General features: G+C 49.2%; 12 protein-coding genes and 1 pseudogene. 8 read left to right on the top strand and 5 right to left on the bottom strand.

Annotation, left to right across the window (positions count from 1 at the left end):
• Positions 1-2 precede the first annotated feature (2 nt).
• From AACZ40_RS14410 to AACZ40_RS14380, 7 genes are all read left to right on the top strand, one after another.
• A protein-coding gene (locus AACZ40_RS14410; RefSeq protein ID WP_339674759.1) for an IS3 family transposase occupies positions 3-1,150 on the top strand; the annotation gives its coding sequence in 2 pieces (ribosomal slippage) (positions 3-234 and positions 234-1,150; 1,149 coding nt in all).
• Between the two features lie 30 nt (positions 1,151-1,180).
• The gene (locus AACZ40_RS14405; protein ID WP_291170417.1) at positions 1,181-1,618 is read left to right on the top strand and encodes a hypothetical protein; all 438 of its coding nucleotides are present in this window, start codon (positions 1,181-1,183) and stop codon (positions 1,616-1,618) included.
• A 204-nt stretch (positions 1,619-1,822) separates the two neighbouring features.
• Positions 1,823-3,268: a TolC family protein gene (locus AACZ40_RS14400; RefSeq protein ID WP_339674756.1), complete on the top strand. Its 1,446-nt coding sequence runs from the start codon at positions 1,823-1,825 to the stop codon at positions 3,266-3,268.
• Positions 3,265-4,707, top strand: coding sequence for a hypothetical protein (locus AACZ40_RS14395; RefSeq protein WP_291170420.1), 1,443 nt, complete (start codon positions 3,265-3,267; stop codon positions 4,705-4,707). Before AACZ40_RS14400 ends, AACZ40_RS14395 begins: the two co-directional genes overlap by 4 nt.
• A gap of 9 nt (positions 4,708-4,716) precedes the next feature.
• Positions 4,717-8,142 carry an efflux RND transporter permease subunit gene (locus AACZ40_RS14390; RefSeq protein ID WP_291170422.1) on the top strand — a complete coding sequence of 1,142 codons (3,426 nt, stop codon included), beginning with the start codon at positions 4,717-4,719 and terminating at the stop codon, positions 8,140-8,142.
• A gap of 46 nt (positions 8,143-8,188) precedes the next feature.
• Complete coding sequence (locus AACZ40_RS14385; RefSeq protein ID WP_291170424.1) at positions 8,189-8,686, top strand: hypothetical protein; 498 nt, start codon at positions 8,189-8,191, stop codon at positions 8,684-8,686.
• Positions 8,687-8,808: 122 nt separating this feature from the next.
• Positions 8,809-9,156, top strand: coding sequence for a DUF3147 family protein (locus AACZ40_RS14380; protein WP_291170426.1), 348 nt, complete (start codon positions 8,809-8,811; stop codon positions 9,154-9,156).
• A 673-nt stretch (positions 9,157-9,829) separates the two neighbouring features.
• On the opposite strand, the pseudogene AACZ40_RS14375 reads toward AACZ40_RS14380, so the two are convergent.
• From AACZ40_RS14375 to AACZ40_RS14355, 5 genes and pseudogenes are all read right to left on the bottom strand, one after another.
• Positions 9,830-10,995: pseudogene (locus tag AACZ40_RS14375) on the bottom strand (IS3 family transposase).
• Between the two features lie 106 nt (positions 10,996-11,101).
• Positions 11,102-12,622 (bottom strand): DEAD/DEAH box helicase, encoded by a 1,521-nt coding sequence (locus AACZ40_RS14370; RefSeq protein ID WP_291170428.1) that lies wholly within the window; start codon positions 12,620-12,622, stop codon positions 11,102-11,104.
• Positions 12,619-13,479: a CBS domain-containing protein gene (locus tag AACZ40_RS14365; protein WP_291170429.1), complete on the bottom strand. Its 861-nt coding sequence runs from the start codon at positions 13,477-13,479 to the stop codon at positions 12,619-12,621. The genes AACZ40_RS14370 and AACZ40_RS14365 overlap by 4 nt, the downstream gene beginning before the upstream one ends.
• Before the next feature lie 121 nt (positions 13,480-13,600).
• The gene (locus tag AACZ40_RS14360) at positions 13,601-15,625 is read right to left on the bottom strand and encodes a hypothetical protein (protein ID WP_291170431.1); all 2,025 of its coding nucleotides are present in this window, start codon (positions 15,623-15,625) and stop codon (positions 13,601-13,603) included.
• A 6-nt stretch (positions 15,626-15,631) separates the two neighbouring features.
• Positions 15,632-16,213, bottom strand: a complete 582-nt coding sequence (locus AACZ40_RS14355; RefSeq protein ID WP_339674749.1) for a hypothetical protein — start codon at positions 16,211-16,213, stop codon at positions 15,632-15,634.
• Here AACZ40_RS14355 and AACZ40_RS14350 point away from each other — a divergent pair.
• Positions 16,204-16,614, top strand: a complete 411-nt coding sequence (locus tag AACZ40_RS14350) for a 3'-5' exonuclease (protein WP_291170435.1) — start codon at positions 16,204-16,206, stop codon at positions 16,612-16,614. The genes AACZ40_RS14355 and AACZ40_RS14350 overlap by 10 nt on opposite strands.
• Positions 16,615-16,915 lie beyond the last annotated feature (301 nt).

Raw genomic sequence — 16,915 nt, 5'->3', positions numbered from 1 at the left:
TTATTCAGAAGCTTCGTGAAGCGGAGGTCGAACTGGCTCGTGGCAAGACGATTGGCCTGGTCTGCAAACAACTTGGAATCACCGATCAGACTTATTACCGCTGGCGTAAGGAATACGGTGGAATCCGTACCGACCAGGCCAAACGACTCAAAGACCTGGAAAAGGAAAATGCACGCTTAAAGCGGCTACTGGCAGATGCGGAACTGGATAAGGCGATCTTGAAGGAAGCCGCCTCGGGAAACTATTGAGCCCGGTCAAGCGATGTCAGGCTGTGACTTACGTTCGTAATACTTTGGGACCTGAGATCGTTTCTGAACGCCGGGCCTGCCGCGTGCTGGGGCAACCTCGTTCCACTCAACGACGGGAGCCTTATCTGCCAGATGATGAACCACGCCTGGTGAAACGAATGATTGAACTGGCAACACAGTATGGCCGTTATGGATATCGGACAATCTGGGGGATGCTTCTTCTGGAAGGCTGGAAAGTGAATCACAAACGAATTGAACGACTCTGGAGACGGGAAGGACTGAAAGTCCCAAAGAAACAGCCCAAACGGAGACGACTGTGGTTGAATGATGGTTCCTGTGTTCGACTGCGTCCCGGTTACAAAGACCATGTCTGGAGCTATGACTTCGTGCAGGACCGGACATCTGATGGCAGGAGTTTTCGGATGCTGGTGATCATGGATGAATACAGTCGAGAGTGCCTGTCGATTGATGTCGCTCGCAGACTCAACAGTGAAGACGTCCTGGAGCGACTCAGCGACCTGTTCATTCAGCGTGGGACCCCGAATTACATTCGCAGTGACAACGGAGCCGAGTTCACGGCAAAGAAAGTGCGGAAGTGGCTTGAACGCGGGGATGTGAAGACCCTGTTTATTGAACCGGGAAGTCCGTGGGAGAATGGATATGTAGAATCATTCAATGGAACCTTGCGGGATCAGCTGTTGAATGGCGAAATCTTTGACACACTGCTGGAGGCAAAAGTGTTGATCGAACGCTGGAGAAGGGAATACAATACGATCAGGCCGCATAGTTCGCTGGGCTATCTACCACCTGCCCCGGAGGCAATCGCCCCTTGTTTGCCAGCTTCCGCTACGCTACAGCTGGCAAACAAGGATACTGATAACCACTTAGGAACTGTAACATAACAACTGGTACCGTTCGTGGGGGCAGGTCAGATGCTGCTGACCCAGTCAGTTGCCTTCGGCCACTCTCATGGAAGCAACCTGCCTGCAGGGCATGATTTACGCGCGCATATTCATCTGAATAAATCATCCATTGATGACTCTCACGGCCACGTTCATCACTATGAGGCTGATAAACACAGCCACCAGGATGACCACCATAAGAGCTCTGAAAATCAGGGCTTTCCACAGTTTACTAGTTCATCTGATCACGATTCCTCTGCGATCTATCTTAATAGTATTGATGTGATCTCAGGTACGCGTTCAACTCTTAAGACGGAAATCAAAGTCCTGTTTCAATGGGACATCATCGGATGCAATTCATCTTTTGAATTTCCGCAACTCACAGAAACCGAACGATCGGTATTTGACTGCGCGCCCCCTGATTCTGGTTCCCCGCTCTTTGTCCGCCACCATGCTTATTTAATATAAGCATAGAACTCTTCGCAGACAGTATCACAAAATTAGGTTGGTACGTCCTGCTCTCTGCTTTTGGCGTTGACTAATTTCGCGATTCTTCTCAGGACAAATCCTGAATGATTTGCGGAGAATTCTGTCGATTCGACCCTTTGTTTATGGTCGGACTATCTCTCTGTTCATTTTTTCAAATCTTCGCATGATGCGAAGGAGGTCTTTATGCGCCCGTTACTTACTGCGGTTCTGCTTGGGATTGGTCTGTTCACGGAAAGTTGTGCCAGCTCCTCATATTCGACTGGTAAAGCAATGATTTCTGACGCGACTTCCGAACGGGAAATTCCCCAGGAAGCAACCATTCATCAGGTCAGACATATCAACCCTGATTTGAAGAACCCAAACGATGAATTAGTACAAATCAACCTCACAGACACATCATCTCAGGTCAGCAAACCAACGGAGACACAAACGCTTGGTCTTCCAGAGTTGATTGACCTGACTCTTGATAGTAATCCTCGTCTGGCAGAGGTATCCTGGGCAATCGAAACAGCTCGAGGCCGGGCTATTCAGGCTGGATTGTATCCGAACCCGACTGTGAGCGTGACAGGTAATGAGATCAGTGACCGGACCGGTCCAGGGGGGATTTGGACGGCGTATGCGGGCCAGGAATTTGTCACAGCCAACAAACTGGATTTGGATCAGGCAGCCGCACTCAAAAGGGTGGATCAGGCCTCGCTCAACTTGATGACGGAACGCTTTCAGGTCTTTACGAAAGTACGGCAAGCGTACTTCGAAGCCTTAACTCTTCAAAAACGGTCAGATATCCTTTCGAACCTGGTAAAGCTTGCAGAGCAATCGGTCAATAATTCAAAAGCTCTGGTTAAAGCTAAAGAAGCAGCCGAGCTGGATGTCATACAACTCGAAGTTGATTTGGAACGTTATCGTGCAGACCTGGATGCGACGAGAAAGGCGTTGCCAGGGGCGTATCGAAAACTGGCTGCCAGTGTTGGTATTCAGGACATGCCTATTAAGCATCTTTCAGGTGAACTCGATCTTGCTCTAGAGGATTATAATCTGGATCAGGTCAGCACTTACGTGCTCAGTATCCACCCTGAAATCAGATCAGCACAAATTGGAGTTGAGCATGCCCGCTTGATCTTGCAACGAGCCAAGGTGGAACCAATCCCCAATATTACTGTGGGTACGGGATACACTCGCCAGAGCCAGAACCGGTCCGATGACTGGGACATCGGTTTTAGTGTTCCTCTCCCGCTTTGGAACAAAAATCAGGGAAACATATTGTCTGCCGAAACAAATATCAATGTGGCAATGAACCAAACGGAGCGTGTACAGAATGAACTGATGGATCAACTTGCGATCGCTTATTCAGCTTATGCTTCCGCACGGGAACGGGCTGAACGTTACCAGGTTTCAATCTTGCCGAAGGCTCAACGAACTTATGAACTTTCAATGGTAGCATACCAGGGAGGACAGTTTGAGTACCTACGTGTACTGGAAGCACAACGATCTGTAGCTGAAGCCAATCTGGAATTGATTCGCTCCATGAGCGAGATGTGGCTGGCTGCCAGCGAAATTGCAGGACTGATGCTGGAAGATCAGTGGCCTTTAGCTCCTGTCCCTCCCTTACCTGAAAAGGAACAATCATGAAGAAACTTCTTCAAATAGTGAAACCCATTCTGGCAATCGGGATCGTTGCGATATTGATTGCTACCGGCTATTTCACGCGTGACAATTGGTTGCCGCTTTTAGAACAAAACAAAACCGCCAGATCGGATAACGTTTCTACTGCTTCAACCAAAGCAAGCGATAAGAAAAACGCAGCTTCCGAGCAGATTATTCTATCAGACCAGGCGATTGCCAATCTGGGCTTGCAGGTCAAATCAATACAGCCTGAGACCTATTGGAAAACGCTACAGGTCCCGGGCATGGTAGTGGATCGACCCGGTCGCAGTGATCGAGGGATCGTTTCTCCTGTAGATGGAGTGGTCGACAAAATGAATTATTTTCCAGGCGACACAGTCCACCCTGGGGATGTGCTCTATACGATCCGCATCCTGAGCGAGTCTTTGCAACAGACCCAGTCGAAACTGTTTAAAGATACGCAAGACATCAAACTCGCCGAAGCAAAAAAGAAACGCCTGGAATCTTCAGGAGGAGCAGTCCCCGGTGCCCGGATCATTGAAGTCGCTAGTGAAATCACGCGACTGAAAGTGGCAATCAAAGGGTATCGTCAGGAACTGCTTAGTCGAAGTTTTACACAAAATCAGTTGAACGAAGTAGCTGCAGGTAATTTCGTCAAAGAACTGAATATTCTCGTTCCCTCTCAAGCTAGCGAATCCAAACCATTGGGGACCTCTGTCGTGCTGCAGGCGACTGGTGAGGAAGTAAAACTGGACTCCCCCCCCTCCTTTGAAGTTCAGGAATGCAAAATAGATCTAGGCCAACAAGTCAGAACCGGTCAAATGTTGTGTTTGCTGGCAAATCATCAGTTGCTGGCAATAGAAGGTCGGGCATTTCGAGACGAAACACAACTTCTTGAACAAAGTGTCAAAGCCGGTTGGCCAGTTGAAGTGGACTTTCAGGAAAACGCGATCGCAGACTGGCCTCCCGTTAATCAGACTTTCTGGATTCAATATCTGGCAAATGTCATAGATCCCATTAATCGTACCTTTGCGTTTCGTATGGCGTTGGAAAATCAGTCTAGAGTTGTGAAACAAGATGGAATGACCCAGATACTCTGGCGGTTTCGTCCAGGTCATAAAGTCCGCATCTTGATCCGGGTCGAAAAGCTCGAAAACGTCTTTGTACTTCCCACGGATGCCGTTGCCCGCGACGGAGCTGAAGCATTTGTTTTTACCCAGAACGTAAATACGTTTCAACGCAAGGCGGTTCGAGTCCTGGAGCGAGACCGACGCTATACCGTCATCGCGAATGATGGATCGCTCATGCTTGGTTCGTTTGTAGTACAGAGTTCTGCCGAACAGTTGAACCGTATGTTGAAGTCCTCATCAGGAGACGACTTACCAGAAGGCTACCACATTCACGCCGATGGCAGTCTCCATAAGAACGAAGACGAAGGGAATTAGGAGAATACCGTGCTCAATTCAATCATCCGACTCTCACTAACCCATCGAACGCTGGTGCTTGCCGCCTGCGTCGTTGTCCTGGCTTATGGGGGTTATTTAACGACAACCTTACCTATTGATGTGTTCCCAGATCTTGATCGACCTCGAGTCGTGATTCTAACAGAGTGTCCTGGCATGTCTTCTGAAGAAGTCGAAACGCTGGTTACTTATCCAATAGAAACAGCGATCCTAGGGGCAAACGGGGTTGAAGATGTCCGCAGTCAATCCAGTCAGGGCATGAATGTCATTTACATCGAGTTCAGTTGGAAGACGGAACCTCGGTACGCTCGACAGATTGTGTCAGAGCGTCTGGCAAATGTACCGATGCCACCAGGCATCCGTCCGATTATGACACCTCAGGCATCCATAATGGGGCAGATTCTGCATGTTGGAATTCATCGCAGAAAGGGGCCACAAGGTGGAAAGTTGACTGCGGTTGGGCAGACGGGATTACTGGCAGAACGCACAGGAAACGAAGCAAGTCCTGAACTGACCGTTTGGAATCCGGTGAATCGAAACGATCTCAGCTTGTGGAAGAAAATTGAAGTCGAGAATCCCAAATGGGATGAGACAAACCCTGGGCGTGATGTGGCATTTGTCTGGAATAAACGGTCCTATGACGTTATTTTCCCGACTCCTCTCGAAGAACGAATGGATCTGCGTACGACCGCGGACTGGTTAATCAGACCGCGACTACTGAAGCTGACTGGCATTGCTGAGGTCATTGTCATGGGCGGTGATGAGAAGCAGTATCAGGTTCTGGTTGATCCCATCAAGTTGCAAGAATATAACGTATCACTTCAGGATGTTGAGGCCGCTGTCCAGTCAAATAACCTGAATGCCAGTGGTGGGTTTATAATCGGAGGCCAGACAGAACGTTCCGTGAGGGTGATTGGTCGTCTTGGTGCTCTGACAAGCGACGTCCTGGATGAGCTCCGAAAAGCCCCTGTCAAAATGAATGGAGACCGTGCCGTACTTTTATATCAGGTGGCACAAATCGTGGAAGGGCCGGCTCCCAAACGGGGCGATGCCAGTATTGATGGACATGCCGGTGTGGTTATTACAATTGTCAAACAGCCACATGCTGACACCAGAAAACTGACTGACGACGTGATGGCAGCTTTGAGTGATGCAGAATCAACGCTACCTGCCGATATTGTGATCAATACCAGCCTGTTTCAGCTCAAGAGTTTTATTGACCGAGGAATTTACTACGTCGAAGAAGCGCTTGTCATAGGAGCCATTCTTGTCGTGATCGTGCTGTTCTTGTTTCTGCTGAATTTTCGCACGACATTCATCACGTTGACAGCCATTCCATTGTCGCTGGTGATTACAACTCTGGTATTTCGCATCGTAGGGGTCATGTCTGGGACAGAATTATCAATCAACGTAATGACCCTGGGGGGAATTGCAGTTGCCATTGGCGAACTGGTCGATGATGCCATTGTGGATGTGGAAAATATCTTTCGACGCCTGGGAGAAAACAATTTAAATCCCCATCCTAAACCTGCCATTGTGGTCGTGTATGAAGCCAGTCGAGAAATCCGCTCTGCCATCGTCTTCGGGACAGCAGTCGTTGTCCTGGCCTTTATGCCTCTATTTGCTTTGTCCGGTGTGGAAGGTCGCTTGTTTATCCCATTGGGAATTGCCTATATCGTTTCAATTCTGGCTTCTTTACTGGTCTCACTGACTGTCACACCGGTACTCTCTTACTACCTCCTGCCTCAAGCAAAGGCAACTCACGCCCATCAGGATGGGCGGTTACTACGAGTGCTGAAATGGGGAGCGAGTTTCCTGATTCGATTCAGTATGCGGCGGGCAGGCATCCTATTGGTTTTGACCTGGGCACTCGTTGGTTACAGTGTCTGGGAATTGTCAAAGTTGGGAGCTGACTTTCTTCCCAAATTTGATGAGGGAAGCGTTCAAATCAATGTATCTTTACCTGGCGGATCGTCGCTGAAAGCATCAAACGAGGCATCCTCACTGATTGATTCGCAACTTGTCAAACTACAGAAGTCTGCAGAAAATCCGAATGGTCCCGTATTGCACTTTTTTCGCAGGACAGGTCGAGCAGAGCTGGATGAGCATGCTCAGCCAGTCAACGTGGGTGAATACATATTGACGATGAACCCAGACTCAGACCATGGTCGGGATGAGTTTCTGGATACGCTACTCTCTGATTTGCGCTCAAATGTACCAGGGGTTGGGATTGAAGCGGAACAACCCCTTTCTCACCTGATTAGCCATATGCTGTCCGGAGTGAAAGCCCAAGTCGGGATTAAGCTGTATGGAGACGACCTCGACAAGCTGCGCGAGTTGGCAGGAGAAGTTCGCGATGCGATCACTGATATACCTGGTGTGACACCTCCCATTATCGACCCACAGGAACGGGTAGATGAGTTACATGTAGTCCTGAAACCTGATGAGCTGGCTTTCTTTGGGCTGAGTCGGGAATACATAGCCGACTTCGTACAGACTGCGTTGAAAGGCGAAGCAGTATCGCAAGTCTTAGATGGTCAGAGACGTTTTGACCTTGTGATTAAACTCAACGAAGAGCATCGCTCAGATCCTTATAATCTGGGTGAACTACGTATTGATCTTCCCGATGGGCGGGGGCAAATACGTTTGCGAGAAGTGGCCAACTTCCCAGGTTCAGCCAGTGGACCAAATTTGATCAACCGAGAAAACGTCAGGCGCCGTCAAACAATCCGTTGTAATGTCTCAGGACGTGACCTCGCCAGTGCAGTCTCTGAAATTGAAGAACGGGTGCGTGCTCAAGTCGCATTGCCAACCGGTTACTTTGTTGAGTTTGGGGGGCAATTTGAAGCTCAACGGTCTGCTACGTTTCTGATTACAATACTGGCGGCAGTTTCAGTCGCCGGAATATTTATTGTTCTCATGATGCTTTATCCGTCAGCACGGATCACGTTTCAGATCCTGAATGCCATTCCGACTGCTTTTATTGGTGGTGTCTTCGCACTAGTATTAACCAACCAGACTCTTACCGTGGCTAGCATGGTAGGATTCGTATCTCTGGGGGGAATTTCTGTGCGAAACGGCATCCTGTTAGTGACACACTACTTTCATTTAATGGATGAAGAAGGGGAAGCGTTTAGTCAAAATATGGTGCTGCGGGGAAGTTTGGAAAGGCTTGCTCCGGTCCTGATGACCGCCTTGACCGCCGGTATTGCTTTGATTCCTCTTGTGGTAGGTGGTAATAAACCAGGGTTAGAAATTTTATACCCTGTCGCCACTGTGATTTTAGGAGGTTTGGTAACCTCAACGTTTTGCGAATTTTTTATTCACCCCGGCTTATTCTGGAAATTCTCGGGGAAAGATGCCGAACGACTGGTCCGTAGTAAAAGCTCTGATGAAGAACTGCTGCGATCTGTATAAGAATGTAATACACGTAAACTAATTCTATCATGTAAAGGAAAACGAAATGATGTACACAAAATCGCTGGGCTTATTCTTGGCAGCTTTACTCGTCACAGGTTGCTCGGACAAAGGCACTACCGACACTCCGAAAACTGAAACTGTGCAGCCCGAAAAACAGAATGAAGCTACCAGCACCGAAGAACATGCACCACACGGTTCAGGCCCCAATGGTGGGGTGGTGTTTGATCTGGGAAAATATCACGCCGAATTCACAGTGGATCACCCCAAGCATGAATGCATGATTCTTTTCATAAGTAACGACGAGAAAACGCCGGTAGCGGTTACAGCAACAGATCTGACGTTAACCACAAAAGAGACAAAGACAGAAGAGGGAAAAGTAGTTCCCCCTATGACAGTGAAACTAGTTCCCCAGGATGAAACCGACGGGAAGGCAACGAAATTCGTCGGCACAGATCCTGGCATCGGTAATGTTGCCGATTTTGAAGGCACGGTTCTTGGTGAGGTTGATGGCAAGCCCTCTCAAGGTGAATTTAAAGAATAAACTGTCCGGTGATAATGATGGTTTCCATTGAGGTCGCCGCCTCCGGTAAAACGGCAGCGGTGGCCTTTGGATGCAGTCGAGTGCTCAAATACATAAATACCCTAATTTGATGAAAGTAGATAATGTACTATCTTCTCAAAGTTCTGCTCACTGCTGGGTTGGTAGTTGCTGTATCGGAAATATCCAAGCGTAGCTCGCTTTGGGGGGGAATTCTCGCTTCGTTGCCACTGGTCTCTTTTCTTGGAATAATATGGTTATATATCGACACAGGGAGTACTGAGAAGGTTTCGGAACTTTCAAAAAGTGTATTCTGGCTAGTCCTACCGTCATTATCTTTTTTCCTCATGCTGCCTTTTTTGCTTAAGAAAGGAATGGGCTTCGGTGCCAGTTTCGCATTTTCAACCATGGTTATGATTGGTTTCTATCTGGTCATGATTATCTGTTTAAAGAAACTGGGAATTCATACTTAGTGCGATCCGAGCAGCAATTGATTTCTAGGGGTTGAATTTCAAAAGCTGTTAAGTTTAAGAAAAACTCATTTGCCCAAAATTTGCTTACGAATCTTGTTTAACTCCAATTAACCATGAATCTCATCAGGATTGGCATCAACAGAGAATTTGATGAATCCATTAAAAGTTGTAAATGCTTAAATATAAATACGTTGCGTATTTTATAATAAGAATTGAATCAAACATGGTTGTGTCTTCCAGCACGTTTGATTCAATCTAATATGGGAGATTCAAAACCCTCGGTTTACGAAAGCGAAGGTTGCAGGTTCGAACCCTGCGGGGTGTAATGATTAATGATTTAAGTCAAAACGGCTCCGCCACATGTCCAAGGACATGTCCAGCGGAGCCGTTTTGCGTTCCCGAACTGGCCGAACTCGTGGCTGCTTGGCCCGAGCTTCCCGAAGCGATACGAAAATCCATTCTTGCCGTGTTCGAGGCATCTCGCTCAATTCAATGATATTTGACGAACTAATGTTGGCCACCATGTGTCACTCTACCTAGATTCTGTTTTGAAGTATCTGACCACTAATACGAAATAAAACATGAATATCAGTGATTTAGCTCCGGCCAACGAATCTACTCGCGTTCAAGCACTGTTGATCAACTGACAGGCCCCCCATTTCCGTACCAGTTGTTATGAGATCTTTAGGGTATCAGCAGTGTTTCTCTGGAAGGCGGACGGAGTCCGACTGGAAGAGATACACTGCTGCGAAAATTGTCTGGGGGTGAGGTAGCCCAGCGAACTGTGCGGACGAACCTCGTTGTAATGTTGCTTCCAGGCCTCTGTCTGCCGGCGGGCGGCTCTCAGGTTTTCAAACACCTCACAGTTCATGAACTCGTCCCGGACATGGCTGTGGAAACTCTCGGCGTATCCATTCTCCCAGGGACTGCCCGGTTCGACATACAGCGTTCCTACGCCGATCTGTTTCAGCCAACTGCGAATTGCCTTGGACAGGAACTCACTGCCGTTGTCGCTGCGAAAGTGCTCCGGCACGCCGTGAGTTGGGAACAGCTCCGCCAGTTGGTTGATCACATCCTCGCTGGTGATGTGTCGGTCCACCTTCAAGGCCAGGCACTCCCTGGTATACTCGTCTATAATCGAGAGCCACTTGAGCGTGGTCCCAGTTTCTGTCCGATCAAAAATAAAATCGCAGCACCACACGTGGTTTTTCCTTTCTGCTCGATGGCGATGGCAGGCATTCGCCCCCGTACCCAGCGCACGTTTTTTCCTCTGTTTCCTGGGGACTTTGAGCCCTTCTCGACGCCACAAACGATAAATGCGTTTGGGATTCACCTTCCAGCCGGCCGCCTGCAGCATCCTGCCGATACGTCGATACCCGAAACGGGGATGCTGGCGCACCAGTTTCAGAATCTGCTTCAGCAGAGCGGCTTCATCGTCAGCAGGAACCGCCTGGTAGCGTTGGCTGGAACGAGGCTGACCCAGAACCCGGCAGGCTTTGCGTTCGGAAACGTCGAACGTCTGCTGCAGATGCTGGACGGCCTGGCGTTTGCGAGAAGGGCTTACCAGTTTCCCTCCGCGATTTCCTTGAGCATCGCTTTGTCCAGCTCCGCCTCGGCGAGCAGCTTCTTGAGCCGGGTGTTTTCCTGTTCCAGTTCTCTCAGGCGTTTGGCCTGGTCCATCCGTAGACCACCGTATTCACGACGCCACTTGTAGTACGTCTACTGGTGGATCCTCAGTTTTTTGCACATCAGGGGAATCGTCATCCCCTGGGCGAGATGGACTTCAGCTTCCCGGAGTTTCGAAATGATCTGTTCGGATGAATGATGCTTGGTTGGCATGTTCGCCTCCTCCTCAATTGGTCCAGAATCCTGAATAGTATATCAAGTTCTGGATGCGGTTAAGGGGGGCACGTCATACTGGCTGTCAATTCATTGGAATCAGACATCACTCAGTGTCCTCCTGCGAACTGCCCATCTTCGAGTCGTCCTTGGGAAAAAGCAGCTTCTCCACTTCGTCACTTCTTACTGCCTGTTTGATCTCGGCCATCTTTCGTTGGAGTCTTTCGATGATTAGTGTGTCCGATTCGTCAGTGAAAGCGAACACGCGGACCGGACCGGTTCGTCCGACTCTGTTGAACTGCCCAATGCGCGCGTCCAGTGTTGCTGGATTCATCGGGAGATCGTAGAAGATGACGGCAGAGACTTCTGGAATCGGCAACGACATGGCGGACGTAGTTATCAGGATACCGCCTTTGTGGCTGAAATCGCTGACGGATTGCTCCTGCTCCGCGTACGACATACTCCCAGTGACTACGACTACGTGGGGATGATGCTCGCTTAACGCGCTCTCCAAATACGTTGCTGTATTGACGTAACTGGTAAAAATGCAGACCCTTCGATCTCTGCTGGCTAAGACTCCGAGTGTATTTAGTAGTGAAACCAAAGAATCATACTTGGAGTCCGTGCTGACATCTTCCAACGACTCCAGCAGAACCGTAATACGATCAGCGAACTCCATTAACGCCCGTTCATAAAAACCGGGTTCTGGGTCACATACTTCGTCATCAGACCATAGGTTGGTGTCGTCGTTGTGAAGAAATTCATCCAGCCCATGAGCAATCTGATTCCTCCGATGTCGCATTCGGTTGAGAAGTTGCTCTAGAGCGAACAAACTTGATGAAGCTGTTTTAACGAGTTGAGTCCCAATTAATCGGCCTTGCTGACCATAACCTGCGATTACTTGCAAGGAATCCTGTAACTGGGAAAGCAAAGCCGCCTCGTCAGGTTGCCGCTTGTGGCTGATCCATTCAATGTAAACTTCAGGAAGTATTGGATTGCCATCTTTGTCACGAACCGTATCCCGTGACCAAACCGTAGTTTCAACGTCGTTGAAGAGTGGATTCTCTGTCTCTTTAACCGTTAAGGTCTCGAGCAAGATCTGCATATAGAGCACACGCATCTGAGGACAGTGTTCAACCAGTGCAGTAACGACTTGTTGTCGTTGCGTTTGTGGCGCGAGTTGATGTGCCTCGTCTACAACCAAAAGGTCCCACTGAGTCTGCATTAGGAATTCCGCGATTTCCGGGCGTTTTGCAAAATCGATGGACATAACAACAACACCTATTTGACTCCAAAGTGAGTCCGTCCTGCTTTGAAGTGACTCCAGCTCCCGCAGACGCCGTCGATCCACATATTCGCACGCAACATCCGTGTTAGAGCGGTGGATCATTTCAACCCATTGATGGGCCAAGGCTGTCGGTGCGAGGACAAGAACTCGTTTTGCTTGTTCATGTGCTGCTGTATAGCCGACGATTGAGCTGCCAACAAATCCCTTTCCAAGTCCGGGGAGACTCGTGAGTAAATGCTTTCGTTCAGAGCCCGCTGCGAGAAACTTTGCTGCAAATTCCGATTGGTGCGGAAAATAGCCAAGATTGCCAATGAATGCGTCTAAGTTTTCTGTGCTCATTGCTGCACCTCCTTTTGTCGGGCTTCAGCAGTGCGGGCTTTTCTTAGCATCCATTCACGATTGGCAGCAAGCGTTTCGTATTCCTCAACCGTGATCTTTCGCCGGAAATGGAAAATGACGTTGCGAACGTCACGGAGTTGCTCCAATTTGGCTCGTGTTCGTACACGATTGCCTCCAAAAAACGGCTGGAAATGATCCCATCGTCTTCCGTCTCCGACAATTTGGATGTAGTCGTTGAAAGTCATCGCATGAAGTTCAGTTGGCATTCGCTCTACATCGTATTTGTCTTTCAGGCACTCGTGAGCACAGGCAGAGAGTGTGTCTCCGTCGACGGCCATTTGCATTAGTGCACGAAGTGCTAGTTCAACTTCGCCGATCAGGACAAAGGGGCTGGCCACACGGTAGAGATATCTCAGGATGTCCATTGCCGTGACTATCCCCTGCAATTGATCAGGAGCACCAACGAGAACAGAATCGCTGCGATCAATTACATCGAACCACTCCACAAATTCATCTGTAACATGTGCAAACTTTGGCTTTGAATCCATACACTCTTCGACCGTAAGCTCAAGTGGATCAAGCTTCCGATTCTTTGTAGCCACACGTCCGAGAGAAATAACGGAGCGTGTAAACGTCTGGTACGAAAACAGCCCCAGCACTTCCTGCCCAACGACGACCGGAACTTGCGAGTACCCATGTTGTTCCAGCAAATCTAGTGCATCGGTGATAAGCATTTCAGGTTCAACCGTGACAAGCTTCTGCGAGTCCGGAATCACGCTATTGACGCGATGGAATAGCTCCGTGACCGTTGTTGCCGAGTTCACAGACGTCGGGATTGGTTCTCTTGGATTTTCCATTGGATGTGACTCATTCCTCAATTTCATTTGAGGAGCCTGAAAGGGTTCGGAAAACGATGTCGAGAAGATTACGATAGTAGTTCATGGGCAATACAGTTTTTCGGATCGATTTTTTTGTCCGCTAATCCTTGTCAAACAAATCTGGTTGGGCATCTGGGTTTGCAGCGTGGAGCTGTTTGCCAAATAGGGGACCAACGTCAACGCCGAGTCTTAGGCGTGTTGTACTCTTTTTCTCGAGTTTTTGCGGGGGTGGTGTGGTTGTTGTCACGATATATTGAAACGGGGCTGTTGAATTCTGTTTGCGTAGTTCGTCGGCTATGTCGGAAACGCAGATTAGGAAGCGGCGGTAGATTTGGCCGCCGAGGTCGGCTTCGCGGGGACTGTCGTGCATCAACAGGCCGGGATGTTGGGCCGCGCCAATAGCGCCCATGACCAACACGGTGAGATCGGCGATCAGGATGGACAGTGTCTCAAATGCTTCACCTGAAAGATTCTCGCCTCGAAAAATGCGAAACTCGATGCCGTCTCTGGTGAGGCTGATACGTCCTCGAAATTCTTTGGACAGCGTTGTACGGATCAGAGACTCGAAGACTGCGCGAAGACCATCAGCAAGTTGGTCCTGCTCTTTGATCAAGTCGGTGAGCTTCTGTTTGGCAGCTTGCTCTTCTTTATCGATCTTGTTCTGGCGTTTCACCAGCTTAGCAAGTTCAGAATCGTCTGTGTTCCCGTCACGCAGATTCTCCCACTCAACGATTCTGGCCAGTATTGATTCGAGATCGATTATTTGCCGATCCGTTGCCAGACGCTGGTCGTTCAGCTTTTGCTGTTGCTTCAATAGCTTGTCCAACGCGCCCTGCAGTTTCTCCAGCATCTTGGCCCGTCGTTCAATCTTTGATTTGATCGCGGCAGCAGCTTGCTCACGTCCTGCCGTTGTTGGCAGTGTTGATTTTTGGGTATCTCGTATTTGGTCGCCAAGCTTTGTCAGTTGTTGCAGCGCGTATGAGCAGTCGCCAATTGAAATTTGGCCGTAGCGGCAAATCGACAACCCGGCTTCCTTGATTCCTATTTCGAGTTCCCGCAGTTCCTTGATCGATTCCAGAAGTACACAGGTGCCATCGTCAGAGTTGGCGACTGCAGCTTGTTCCTGTGCCTGTAGTTCGGCTGGCTCCTGTAGAGCGATGCTGGCAAGATTGATTTGTCGACCGAGCGAAATCAGTTCTATGTCTCGATCAGTTTGCTTTGTTTCGAGTCGGTTGATTTGCAACTCAATTAACCTTGGCAGACTAAACAGCTCACCTTCATTGAGCGACGCGGTCATGGCCTCAGAAATATCGAACTCATCTCTCAGTCTACGACGAAGGTTGCGAGCCCAATAATCTGGTTCCTTTTGTCGCTCAGCAATTTTTAATTTTAGGTCTGACTGTTCTGTAGTGATGTCCAGCAGCTTGTGCTGTAACTTGGATTCGGCATCGGGCAGTAATCCCAACACCGAACGCAGTGTCCTGTAAGCGTCGTCCTTCTGGATGTTCGGTGGGCCGGAATCACTGCGCGGCGAACGCCATTGCCAGAGACTTTGATAGCGGGCTTCCTGATCGCGTGTACACATTGCCAGCAGGTGACCCCATTGCAGCGAAGCACCACCGGGCAGCACGGAATCACTACGGATGCCTTTAAGGCATGCAGCCTCCAGTATTTTGCAGTATGTATTGAAGGATGCCTTGGCCGGACGGTCTTGGATTAGTTTCTCAATCGTGGCATTGGCTTGGGCACAGTCGGCGCGTTGTTTGGCAAAGGGACGAAGCACTGCCCATCGCTGACCGTTGATATGCACTTCTACTGCAACGAAGCCGTCGGGAAAGGTGTGGTGGATTTCTTTGACGGCGTGGTTTTGCCCGTAGCTGGATTCCCCGAGGCAATAGCGAATCAATCGGCAGAGTGTCGTTTTGCCAACGCCGTGCCCCGGTTCGAGGGTGTCGGTTTCAGTCTCGTCTTCAATTCCCCATACGATATTGATACCGGTGACGAGCTTGATCGACTCACGAATAAGTGTTGGCGGATCGAGCGATTCGTACAGGTCGATGCGACTGACCCAAACCAAGGGCTCGGTTCGTATCGTTTTCTTGATGCCGTATCCCAGTATTGCCATCGCCTATTACCCCTGCTTTACAATCAGTTCCATTCGCTGTGTCTTGATATCGTTCGCCGCTTTCTGATCGCTTTCACTTGCGGAAGTGTCCATCGCCAACAATTCGGCGGCTCGTTGCGTTGCCTTGACGACGAGCTTCCTCAACGACTTGGATGTCTTTGGTAGCGTCTTCCGCACTTCGTCAAAACCACCACCAGTTGTAAGTCTGTTGTCGGACAGGTCGAGCGAACGGTTGGCGATCAAACAACTGACCATCAATCGCCATGGCGGTTTGCCGCCCGAGGACGAGGTGAGCTCGTCCGGCAGCGACTTGATGGCGCGAGTCAGCTTGCTGCGATCTTCACTCGGGAGCAGTGTTCGGCAACGCTCTGTTTGCATCACCAAAAGCAGGAAGTCCAGATAGAAGTGAAGCCTCAAGCTGGGTTGGAACGCAACCGCATCCATCAAGTAAGCACAGAGCGACTTATCCAGATCATTCGTTGGGAATGCGGGGTCGATTTCGTTGTACGTCGATTTCTGTTCTGCGACCAACACCGGCTGAGTATCCAGCAGTTCGTTCTCGAACAGTGAAGCTCCAGTTGGCTGCACCTTCGCATTCTTCTTGGGACCTTTCCGCTTCGCCTTCTTTGTTGACTCCTTACCGTGTATGCCAGATGCGACTTCTTCGGCGTGGCGTTTATGGTTACGAAGATATTATTCCAGCGATGACGGTTCATAAGAGTAAGGGGTTGGAATTTCACACAGTTGTCTTTCTTGGATTAGAAGATTCGCAACTTTGGAACTTTGCTAGACAATCAGAGGAAGAGATACGCGGATTTTTTGTTGCGTTTTCACGCGCCATCCACCGTGTAATATTCACATTTTCTGATAAACGAGATGGGAAATACGGTCGACCTGAGCGTCAGAGCCAAAGAAAAATTAAAGACCTTTATTCACTTCTGCAGAAAGCAGGAGTAAAGACGATTAATTGTCGAGACGATAGTGATTGACTTATGATACCCGCCGGAGAACAGAGAATCCTGCGTACCCTGGGTGTGATCGAGTATGTCCAGGAGATTCAGTCTGAACGACGGAGACCTCGTACCAGAAGATCAAAGAAGAAAACACCTCAATGATTAACTTCTGATAGTTCTCTGGCATCCAGAGAGAGCAACCTGGGTGAGGTTCCAACATCTGCCGCGGATAACCTGGATTTAAAAGCAGAGAGGATGAAGAAAATGCGAATTCGGAATTGACATTTCCTGAGGTGATATATCTCGTTCCAGTCGCAGACGCTTGACTTCTTCACGC

This window comes from uncultured Gimesia sp., from assembly GCF_963972345.1.
GTDB lineage: Bacteria > Planctomycetota > Planctomycetia > Planctomycetales > Planctomycetaceae > Gimesia.
Note: the sequence above shows the minus strand (reverse complement) of the source record. Positions and strands in the feature narration are given on the sequence as shown.

Bases quoted from the DNA above. Each gene is read 5' to 3' on its own strand.
- AACZ40_RS14405 (WP_291170417.1), top strand. From the start codon at position 1,181: ATGCTGCTGACCCAGTCAGTTGCCTTCGGCCACTCTCATGGAAGCAAC.
- AACZ40_RS14400 (WP_339674756.1), top strand. From the start codon at position 1,823: ATGCGCCCGTTACTTACTGCGGTTCTGCTTGGGATTGGTCTGTTCACG.
- AACZ40_RS14395 (WP_291170420.1), top strand. From the start codon at position 3,265: ATGAAGAAACTTCTTCAAATAGTGAAACCCATTCTGGCAATCGGGATC.
- AACZ40_RS14385 (WP_291170424.1), top strand. From the start codon at position 8,189: ATGATGTACACAAAATCGCTGGGCTTATTCTTGGCAGCTTTACTCGTC.
- AACZ40_RS14380 (WP_291170426.1), top strand. From the start codon at position 8,809: ATGTACTATCTTCTCAAAGTTCTGCTCACTGCTGGGTTGGTAGTTGCT.
- AACZ40_RS14370 (WP_291170428.1), bottom strand. From the start codon at position 12,622: ATGAGCACAGAAAACTTAGACGCATTCATTGGCAATCTTGGCTATTTT.
- AACZ40_RS14365 (WP_291170429.1), bottom strand. From the start codon at position 13,479: ATGGAAAATCCAAGAGAACCAATCCCGACGTCTGTGAACTCGGCAACA.
- AACZ40_RS14360 (WP_291170431.1), bottom strand. From the start codon at position 15,625: ATGGCAATACTGGGATACGGCATCAAGAAAACGATACGAACCGAGCCC.